Consider the following 10,380-nt stretch of genomic DNA (forward strand, 5'->3'; position numbering starts at 1 on the left):
CCTTTTTTAAAACTTTTTTGCACTTTTTTCTTAAACCTCTGAAACACCTCGTTTTAAAAAAAACACCTCGCAAATAAACCTTTTATACCTATATATTAGTACCAATACGACCCGGAAAACTGCGTTAGGGGCAAAAGCAACTGTCTGAGCTCTTTTTGGGGAATCGCATTCTCCCCAAAAAAGCGAGTGCGGATGGCCCGACCACTTCTCAAATTAAGCCATAAAAAGCACTATGAAAAAACAACCTGCAAATAAAATCAATACTTAAAATTGAAAATCCTAGTGGGAACGCCAAAAATTTTTAGCGTAAAAAGAACGTAATTATTTAAGTTTACAAAAAAAGGCGAATTACTAAACTACACAGTAAGATGCTAATTTCCAAATAAATAAACAACTATTTTGTTTTTATTTAGAATTCCAATGTGCTGTAAGATCTAGGTAATCTATTTCGAAAGCTGGTTTTTGGCGTTCTAGAAGATTTGATTGAAATGAGCGTTCGAGAATATCTTCGATGAGATAGTCTTCTTTTTCTTTAAAAGGTTGGTATTCTTCTTTTAAGGAGATGTCGAACAAATTTGCGGTGGTGTTATACCAAAAAGCTCGCCAACCAGTTCTTAGCTCTTTAACAAGCTCGAAGGCTGTTCTTCCGGTTTGTCTATGAATAAGTTTAACCAGAATCTGCCCTTCGGTATGCGTTAATTTTTTAAGCTTTTCTGAAAATTCTTCTTCGATGTATTTTTGTACGCGCTTTGTATATTTTTTTCGATCCCTTTTATTCTCAATATTCTTTAAGCGATCACTCATTGTTGTAAGTCTTTCTGCAGCTAACTTTGCATAAGGGTATACTTTTTTAGTTTTACGACGAAGGATTAGGTACCTGCGGCGATCTTGTTTAGAGTTGAATTCAATTTTATTAAGTAATACTACTTCCTCTAAATCGATATATTCTCTAGGAATTGTGTCTCCCTCGATAATATAATAAAAGGTTTCGGTGGAATCTTTGTTCTTTTCTATAAAAGATTGAGGAGTTTGCGCCATGATCGAACTACAAACCAGCATACAAATACTAAAGAAGAACGGTACATACATTTTCATTCGGGCAATTTTGATAACAGGGTTACTAAAATCATTCCAAAATTAAACAAAATGAGTCGGCGCACTTATTAATTAATTGCTAATTTTGATGCTTCTAAAAAAAAACACACTTATGGCACGTTCTGTATTGAATAAAAAATCACTTACTTTCTTAGAGTCTTACCTAAATAATGCCGCCCCTACTGGATATGAATGGGATGGTCAAAAAATATGGATGGAGTACCTGAAGCCTTACGTAGACGAATTCTTTACAGATACCTATGGAACTGCTGTTGCCGTTATTAATCCTGATGCCGAATTTAAAGTGGTTATTGAAGGGCATGCTGATGAAATTTCTTGGTATGTAAACTATATTAGTGACGACGGACTTCTTTATGTGATACGAAATGGCGGAAGTGATCACCAAATTGCTCCTTCTAAAATTGTGAATATTCACACTGAAAAAGAGATTATTAAAGGGGTATTTGGTTGGCCCGCTATCCATACACGAAATAAGTCTAAGGAAGAAGCTCCAAAACCTGACAACATTTTTGTCGATGTAGGAGCAAAAGATAAAGAAGAAGTTGAGAAAATGGGCATTCATGTTGGATGTGTAATTACATATCCAGATACATTTCACATTCTAAATAAAGATAAATTTGTATGTCGTGCGCTCGATAACAGAATGGGTGGGTTTATGATTGCTGAAGTAGCACGACTCCTTCATGAAAATAAAAAGGAACTACCTTTCGGTCTTTATATTACTAATTCGGTACAGGAAGAGATTGGCTTGCGAGGTGCACAAATGATCGCAGAACGCATTAAACCGAATGTCGCCATAGTTACCGATGTTACGCACGACACCACTACCCCAATGATCGATAAGAAAAAGCAAGGGCTGGCTGAAATTGGAAAAGGCCCAGTAATTGCTTATGCACCTGCTGTGCAGCAAAAGTTACGCGATCTTATTGTTGCTACTGCTACCGAAAATAAAATTCCTTTTCAACGCGCTGCACTATCCCGAGCTACAGGGACCGATACCGATGCATTTGCGTACAGCAATAGTGGAGTCGCTAGTGCTTTAATTTCGTTACCCTTGCGATACATGCACACGACCGTAGAAATGGTACATCGTGATGATGTTGAAAATGTAATTAAACTTATTTACGAATCTCTCTTAAAAATTAAAAATGGAGAGACATTTAGTTATTTTGACTAAACGATAAAAACATATTTTTTAGGTTATCTTAAAACATGCTACAGTACTTCTGTAGCATGTTTTTAGTTTTACCTTAATACAATTACCATAAAAAAATGCATCGTTAATTTTGCTCTCAACAAATACTACATTAAATTTAAATCGCTTTTGTTTAATCTTTTGTCTTTTCTTTAAGACAAAGTAAATCTGTTTTGGTCTATTTTTAGATCATGGTATTAAAAGCACCCCAGGTAGAAAAGGTTTTAAAGAACCCTATAAAGGCAGCAGAGCTTGCTAACCTGATTTATGTCACTGATAACAAATTAACGATTCGACGGCACCGACACGGAAAAGGATTTTATTACACTTCACAAGGTGAAAAAATTGTAGACAAACCGTCTTTAAAGCGTTTTAAAGATTTGGTTATTCCTCCCGCTTGGAACGATGTATATATAACTCATCTTAAAAATGGCCATCTTCAAGTCGTTGGTAGAGATGAAAAAAATCGAAAACAATATCGGTATCATCCACATTGGTCTAAAATAAGGAATCAGACAAAATATTTTAAAATGGCTTCCTTCGGAAATGTTCTTCCTGAGATGCGTGCTCAGATTGAAAAAGATCTAAGACTGAAGCGTATGAGCAAAAGAAAATGTTTGGCATTGGTGTTGCGTCTTATGGAAGAAACCCATATTCGTATTGGCAACGAGTATTATGCCAAGAAAAATAAAACTTATGGTCTTTCCACATTGCGAACAAAGCACCTTGATATAAAGAAGAATAAATTGAAGTTTGAATTTGTTGGTAAAAAAGGCAAAAAACATTCGGTAACCTTAAAGAACAAGAAACTACAACGCTTGGTTATTCAAAGCAAAGAAATTCCTGGATGGGAACTGTTTCAGTATTACGATGAAGATGGTACACATCATTGTATTGATAGTGGTATGGTTAACGATTACATTCAAGAATTGAGTGGAGATCTTTTTTCAGCAAAAGATTTTAGAACTTGGGCGGCAAGTAAAATCTTTTTTGAAACTTTATATAACTTCGGAATTGCTCCATCAAAAAAGGAAGCTGCTTCAAATATTCTAAAAGCATTCGATGCTGCAGCTAGTGGATTAGGAAACACCCGGAATGTTTGTAGAAAATACTATGTACACCCAATTCTTTCAGAAAAATATATTGATGGAAGTCTTCAGAAAGAATTCGATCTTTTAGATAAAAATGTTTCTAAAACAAAGTACTTATCATCTTCAGAAAAAATTCTTCTTAAGGTTCTAAAAGAGTTCAAAATCAATTTGTAAGATTTAATACAAGGATAATGTGCTATCTCGGATAAAATGATATTTTTGTTTTTTATAACCTCATAATATTTAACAATGAAAAAATTACTTTATTTATTTGTTTCGGGCTTAATTCTAGCTTCGTGTAGTGTAGACCAACCTGAAACTTCAGAAAGCAATGCAGATTTAGCCTATGATGCTTCTACATTAGATGCCTCTAGTTTAGGGAACTATAAAGGTGTTTTTACTACAAATAATTCTGACTACCGAGCAACTGTAGAAATTGATGTGCCATATTTCAATTCAGAAAATACTACTAAACAAAAGTCTTATCCAACAGCGTTAGTTTCTTTACAAAATGGAAAATCTTTTGTTGCCACTGCAAATAGAAATATTTCTCTAGGTGAAGAAATTACAAAATTAGAGTTTTCTGGTTCGGAAATGTCTTTTAAATTTTCTGTGAACGATGATGGAACAAGTCCAATAATTACAGATGTAAATTATAAAAATCTCAAGGGTGATATTTTAGTTGCTAAGAATACCTCTTTTGCTCCTGTAACCACTTTTACAGGTACTTACCAATGTTTTCAGTGTGGAAACTCCGAGCCAAGAACTTGGAATGTTGTAATAAGTGGAGATGCCACTGGAGATCAAACATATGCAACACAGGTTGAATTTAATGGAAATACATACTCTGGAGGTCAAGGATTACAAGAAAATTGTGTTGTTGACGGAACTAATTCAGATATTACTTTTTGCACTTCAAGAAGTGGAGATGCAGGAAGTAATGTAGGATTTATGGTAGGTTCTAATGCAGTTGAATGGGAAGGACAAATGGGATATAGCAATAGCGCTCCAGACTGTTCGAGTCAAGTTGGTTTTTGGTATTTTAAAAGAGGATTGGAGGGTCAAAAATCTGGGACTTTCAAAACAGATGCTATGAACCCAGAATCTCCTAATTGTTTTACTAGATTGGCTTTCGAGAATTTTGAAGATGACACATTAATGTATACTACAAGTGAACCAGAATTCACAAGTGGTAATGACGATTATTTTACCAGAACAGATGGTTCTAATATCGGAGCTTCTTTTAATAATTTTTCTAACTTAATAGGAAATGGATATTTCGCAGCTCAAGATGTAGATAGTCAAATTGGGATTCCAGCCTATATCATGTTCGAAAATATTAACATAGCTTCTTTTAGTACTGTTTATGTAGATGCTTCTTTTGCGGAAGATGATGCATCTAATAATGACGAAGATTGGGATAATACTGATAATGTAATAATGGAATATTCTTTTGATGGTACTAATTGGACACCAATTTTAGCTATTACAAATGATGGTTCTCAATTTAACTCTGCTCCACAAATTGATACTGATTTTGACGGTGTAGGTGATGGTGTGATTATTACCGAGACTTTTCAAGATTTCCGTGTAGCGTTTAATAATAATGTAGCTAATAATCCTACTGCATCAGGAACAGTTGCTATTAGAATTGCGATTAATTTAAACGCAGGTGATGAAGATATTGCAATTGATAATATTCTTATAAGAGGATATTAGTAAATATATTCTTTTTTAAAACCCGGAAACGAAAGTTTCTGGGTTTTTTTATGCCTCGTTTTTATGGTTGTAAAATAGCTTTGAGCAACTTTTGTTTTTCCTATATTTGCTCCATATAAAAACCAGTACATTGTTATTCAATTCTTTTGATTTCGGACTTTTCCTCGTCATTGTATATACAATATATTGGACACTCGGCGTAAAAAAAAGAGCCGCTCAAAACATACTTTTACTACTTGCTAGTTATTTGTTCTACGGTTTGTGGGATTGGCGGTTTTTATCATTAATATTTTTAAGTTCTATTGTAGATTATTATGCTGCCATAGGAATGGGGCACTCTAAAAGTATTCGAAATAGGAAAATATTTTTATGGGGTAGTTTGCTTTGGAATTTGGGGGTTCTGTTTACATTTAAATATTTTAATTTTTTCTTAGATAATTTCACTTCATTATTTTCAATTGACACTTTTGAAACATCCTATTATTTTTGGAATGTAATTATTCCTGTAGGTTTAAGCTTTTATACGTTTCAAACTATGAGCTACAGTATCGATGTGTATCGAAAAAGAATCAAACCAACCCACAATCTCATGGAATTTCTTTGTTTCGTGAGCTTTTTCCCCCAATTAGTCGCAGGCCCAATAGAACGTGCTAAAAATTTACTTCCTCAGTTTCAAAAAGAAAGACATTTTAATCTAAAACAAACAAAAGAAGGATTACGGCAAATTCTATGGGGATTATTCAAAAAAATGGTAGTCGCAGATACTGTTGCTATTGCTGTAAATGCTATCTACATAGCGCCTAATGAATATGGTAGTTTATCATTATTGTACGGTTCAGCATTGTTCTTTTTTCAAATCTATTGTGATTTTTCCGGATATAGTGACATCGCAATTGGTACTGCAAAGTTATTTGGGTTTAAACTATCTAAAAACTTTAACATTCCGTATCTATCAAGAAGTGTATCAGAATTCTGGCAACGCTGGCATATTACACTCACCAAGTGGTTCACAGATTATGTATATGCACCACTTATTAAAAATAAAAAAAGAAGTTACGCCGCTAAAACTACCGCTCTTTTTGTAACAATGACGCTCATTGGATTTTGGCATGGTGCACAATGGACTTTTGTTGCATTTGGTTTATTTCAGGCCATTACAATTTCCATTGAAAGAATCCCGCTAAAAATAGGAAGTCGAAATGTGAGTCTTATTGCCTATCTCACTAAAATACCTTTAGGACTTACCATTATATATAGTTTTACTTTAATTATGACCTCGTGTATTTTTTTTAGATCACAAGATCTTACAATGTCATTTACCATAATTGAGAGAATTCTAAGCGGGGTACCAAGTGACCCTTTTAATTTTATTATTGGATGGAGAATTTTGGTGATCCCTTTTTTAATATTTATTGAGGTACTTACTCGCTATAAAAACTATCCTTTTGAGCATCTTGAAAAGATTTTTTCCAGACCCGTGAGATGGCTTATTTATTATATATTTATATTTCTAATTTTCCGATATGCCGGACCCAAAGAAGAATTTATCTATTTCCAATTTTAGCAGGCAACAAAAAAGTTTTGCGGCAAGGTGCATCTTGTTTTTTATTCCAGTTATTGTCGTATTCTTTTGTTTTGAATATGCAGTAACAAAAATCCCAACTAATTATGCCCTAATTAGTGATGTACTAAAAACAAATGGAGATACAATAAAAATAGCCATATTTGGCTCATCACAAATACAAAATAGTGTTAATCCAGAGTATATTGATTTACCTTCTATTAGCTTCAGCTCTACCTCCCAACATCATAATAGCGATTTCGAAATACTAAAACAAACACTTGATAGGCTTCCAAAACTAGAAATAGTTGCGTTTGAAGTTTCATACGGTCACTTTGAAATTCCACATAATTCAAAATACTTTTGGAAAAACAACCTCTATTTAAAATACTATGATGTAAATACATTTCAACGAACTACGTATTTTAAGGATCGATTTTTAACTACTACAAGGACCGGTTTTTTTGCTAAACTTTTAGAAAGCTATTACATAAAGAAAAATTATAAATACGATTATAATATTTATGGTTTCGATAGAGGGAATTATGCCGGTAAGTTTAAGAAATTAAACTATAATACTTCTGAAATTCTAAAATCAACTATTAAAAAAGATGTTCGGATTGATAGAATTGCCTTTAAATATAATGTACCGTATTTCTTCAACATGCTAGATTTTTGCAAAGAAAAAAATTTAAAAGTTGTTATTATGAGTCCCCCTACATTTTTAAATTATAATGATAAAAGATACCCAGATGTGCTTCATAGACGCGATAGCATTCTTGAAATTGTTAAAGAAAAATATCAAAATATTTACTTTTTAAATGCTGAAGAGGATACTGACTTTACTGTAAAACATTTTAGAAATGAAAATCACCTTAACCCTGATGGAGCCAAAGTATTTACAGAAAAGCTTAACGTACTACTTACTAAAATAAATTAATCTATCTTCTTTGTTGCGTTTAAGTTACTAAAATAACGTTTGGCTTCAATAATAACTTTTGGGGCGAGTAGTATAGTAGCAATCATAGTAGGAATAGCCATAAGCGCAAAAAAAGTATCTATTAAATTAATCATCATACTTAAACTAGTTGTTGCTCCAATAAGGATACTTGCTATATAAAAATAGATGTAATACGATTTATATTTTGCCCCGAACAAAAACGACATACATTTCGAACCGTAATATGAATAAGAAAATAGCGAAGAAATACTAAATACGGCGATACAAAGTAATAACGCATACTTACCAATTTGAGGAATGCCATTTTCAAAAGCAGTGGCAGTTAAGCTTACACCATTGGCGTCGCTCGATTCCCAAACGCCTGTTACTAATATTGCAAGTGCCGTTAACGTACATATAATTAAGGTATCGATAGCTGGCCCCAACATCGCTACTAATCCCTCCCTAATAGGTTCATTCGTTTTTGCCGCTCCGTGTGCCATCGGCGCCGTACCAATTCCAGCTTCATTCGAAAATGCTCCTCGTCTTATTCCAAGAAGAATAAGCCCTCCCAATGCACCACCTAAAAATGTATCTCCTTGAAATAAAGAGGCTGAAAATGCTTCAGTAAAAATTAATTTTAAATACACAGGAACCTGTTCTATATAGGCTCCTAAAATAAACAATACCATTACAAAATATAAAAGCACCATTGCTGGAACTAGTTTTGAAGCTGTTTTACTTATTCTTGAAATCCCTCCTAAAATCACGAGCGAAGTAATGATTGCCAGCACAATTCCAATTAACATATCGGAAGAAAACCCATGATATAATCCCGCTGGTTTCAGTAAAATATCGTTTAATGCTTGCTTTAACTGATTAACATTAAACACGGGCAGCGCCCCAACAAGACCAGAAATACTAAAAAGTATGGCTAACGGTTTCCATTTTTTTCCTAATCCTTCTACAATAAAATACATAGGTCCGCCTTGTATTTTTCCTTCGCTATCTTTTCCACGATACATAATGGCCGTTGTCGCCGTGAAAAACTTTGTCGACATACCAATTACCGCACTCACCCACATCCAAAAAACAGCTCCTGGACCACCTACCGCAATTGCAACAGCTACTCCTGCGATATTCCCCATACCGACAGTGGCAGATAATGCGGTGGTTAAGGCTTGGAAATGTGTAATTTCACCTGCATCACTTTCAGAGTCATACTTACCTCGAAGTACTGCGATTGCATGTCCTAAATATCGAAAAGGTAAAAACCGAATGCGAAATAATAAATATAAGCCACCTCCAATAAGGAGTATTAAAAGAGGGAGTCCCCAAGCATAAGAGGCCATTTTTCCAATAATTAAATCGAGTTCTTTCAAGATTTTTTTGTTTGATTCTTCACGAAAGTATACTTTAATTTTTAAAATAAGTCTAGAAATTGTTACTTGCAATCTTCAATGAAGAAAAAACTACCGCTTTTAACTCTAATTATTTATACTACGCTTTGGGGACAAAATACACAAGACACCCAAAGTTCCAGTCATTTTATTACTCCTGAAATTCTCTACGGAAACCTTATTCCTGCAAATACAGACTTTCCTGAAACTAAACCACAGAAAGGATTCCTACTAAGCTTCGGAAAATTTCAAGACACGACTGAAGAATGGACGTATCGCTTGAATAAACCAAGGACGGGAATTACTTTAGGAGTTAATGATTTTGGAAATACTGAAAAAGTTGGCTATGTATTCTCTGTACTTCCTTTTGTTGAATTCAACCTTTTTCGAAAAAGAAAAAAAGACCTTCATTTACAGGTTGGAATGGGAGCTTCTTATTTCAATAAGCGGTTTGATTCTGTTACAAATCCGTTTAATCAAGGAGTTACCACTAAGATCACTTGGTCATTTCGTATGTTTTTATATTTCGATGTGTTAAAGAAAGAACGCATTCATTGGAGATTAGGTGGTGGATATTTTCATCATAGTAATGGACATACCAAATTACCCAATCAAGGGTTTAATTCTTTTTTGTTAAGTGCTTCTGCTCAATTTCGATATGCGAAAAAGCTTCCGTCGAGCACTACTCCTTTTTTATCTTCCGAAGAACCCTATGTTAAAAGCTCTAATTATTTTATTTCTCTTAGAACAGGTGTGGGTCAAAATGTACTTTCAGAAGAACTAAACGACAAGCGTGAAGTGTATTCTATAGCGCTATCGACAGGGAAAGTGATTAATTCCACCTATAAAATTGGCTTCGGACTTTACTACCGTTTTTACGAACATTACTACGATTATATCAAAGCAAATGAAGGACTAATTCCTGAATTTTATTCTGAATATGTACAACATCCATTTCAATACGCTACCAATTTTGGTGCTTTTGTCTCGGGAGAATTACTTCTGAATCATATTGGGATTGAAGTAAATTTAGGATATAATTTTCACAAACCAGCGTACGATTTCGACTGGCAGCTAAATGAAGGTTTTACCTATACTGAAGATTATGGAAATGGCCCGATCACTTTTGTAGAATTAGGCGATTTGGAGAGCACAAAATATAAATTAAAAAAACGTGTTTCAAGTCGACTTGGATTAAAATATTACCTCTTCGGAACAGCTTTGAAACCTCTTCATAACTTTTATTTGGGCGCACATATCAATGGAAATCTTGGGCAAGCCGATTTTTCTGAATTAAGCCTTGGATATGTACATTCCTTTTCCTTTAAATAAAAAACGCCCCCCAAATATGGGAGGCG

The 10,380-nt window shown here is 34.0% G+C and carries 8 protein-coding genes; 6 read left to right on the forward strand and 2 right to left on the reverse strand.

The features are described 5' to 3' along the window. Positions 1 to 405 precede the first annotated feature (405 nt). Entirely contained in the window at positions 406 to 1,038 is a 633-nt protein-coding gene (locus ULVI_RS12385) for a DUF4294 domain-containing protein (protein WP_241780994.1), read from the reverse strand. Between the two features lie 169 nt (positions 1,039 to 1,207). On the opposite strand from ULVI_RS12385, the gene ULVI_RS12390 reads away from it, so the two are divergent. The 5 genes from ULVI_RS12390 (at position 1,208) to ULVI_RS12410 (ending at position 7,622) form a co-directional block, all read left to right on the forward strand. Then, positions 1,208 to 2,293: a M42 family metallopeptidase gene (locus tag ULVI_RS12390; protein ID WP_068593115.1), complete on the forward strand. Its 1,086-nt coding sequence runs from the start codon at positions 1,208 to 1,210 to the stop codon at positions 2,291 to 2,293. 209 nt (positions 2,294 to 2,502) lie between these two features. Next, positions 2,503 to 3,576, forward strand: a complete 1,074-nt coding sequence (locus tag ULVI_RS12395; RefSeq protein ID WP_068593116.1) for a DNA topoisomerase IB — start codon at positions 2,503 to 2,505, stop codon at positions 3,574 to 3,576. Positions 3,577 to 3,651: 75 nt separating this feature from the next. Further along, positions 3,652 to 5,121, forward strand: coding sequence for a hypothetical protein (locus ULVI_RS12400; protein ID WP_068593117.1), 1,470 nt, complete (start codon positions 3,652 to 3,654; stop codon positions 5,119 to 5,121). Between the two features lie 130 nt (positions 5,122 to 5,251). Continuing rightward, entirely contained in the window at positions 5,252 to 6,685 is a 1,434-nt protein-coding gene (locus ULVI_RS12405) for an MBOAT family O-acyltransferase (protein WP_068593118.1), read from the forward strand. Positions 6,686 to 6,719: 34 nt separating this feature from the next. Next, positions 6,720 to 7,622, forward strand: coding sequence for a hypothetical protein (locus ULVI_RS12410; RefSeq protein WP_068593119.1), 903 nt, complete (start codon positions 6,720 to 6,722; stop codon positions 7,620 to 7,622). Here the strand turns inward: ULVI_RS12410 and ULVI_RS12415 are convergent. Then, complete coding sequence (locus tag ULVI_RS12415) at positions 7,619 to 8,974, reverse strand: alanine/glycine:cation symporter family protein (protein ID WP_394330942.1); 1,356 nt, start codon at positions 8,972 to 8,974, stop codon at positions 7,619 to 7,621. The genes ULVI_RS12410 and ULVI_RS12415 overlap by 4 nt on opposite strands. 108 nt (positions 8,975 to 9,082) lie before the next feature. Between ULVI_RS12415 and ULVI_RS12420 the strand changes: the two genes are divergently transcribed. Further along, the gene (locus tag ULVI_RS12420) at positions 9,083 to 10,354 is read left to right on the forward strand and encodes an acyloxyacyl hydrolase (protein WP_068593120.1); all 1,272 of its coding nucleotides are present in this window, start codon (positions 9,083 to 9,085) and stop codon (positions 10,352 to 10,354) included. The last annotated feature ends 26 nt before the right edge of the window (positions 10,355 to 10,380 follow it).

This window comes from Cochleicola gelatinilyticus (assembly GCF_001637325.1).
Classification (GTDB): Bacteria; Bacteroidota; Bacteroidia; order Flavobacteriales; family Flavobacteriaceae; genus Cochleicola; species Cochleicola gelatinilyticus.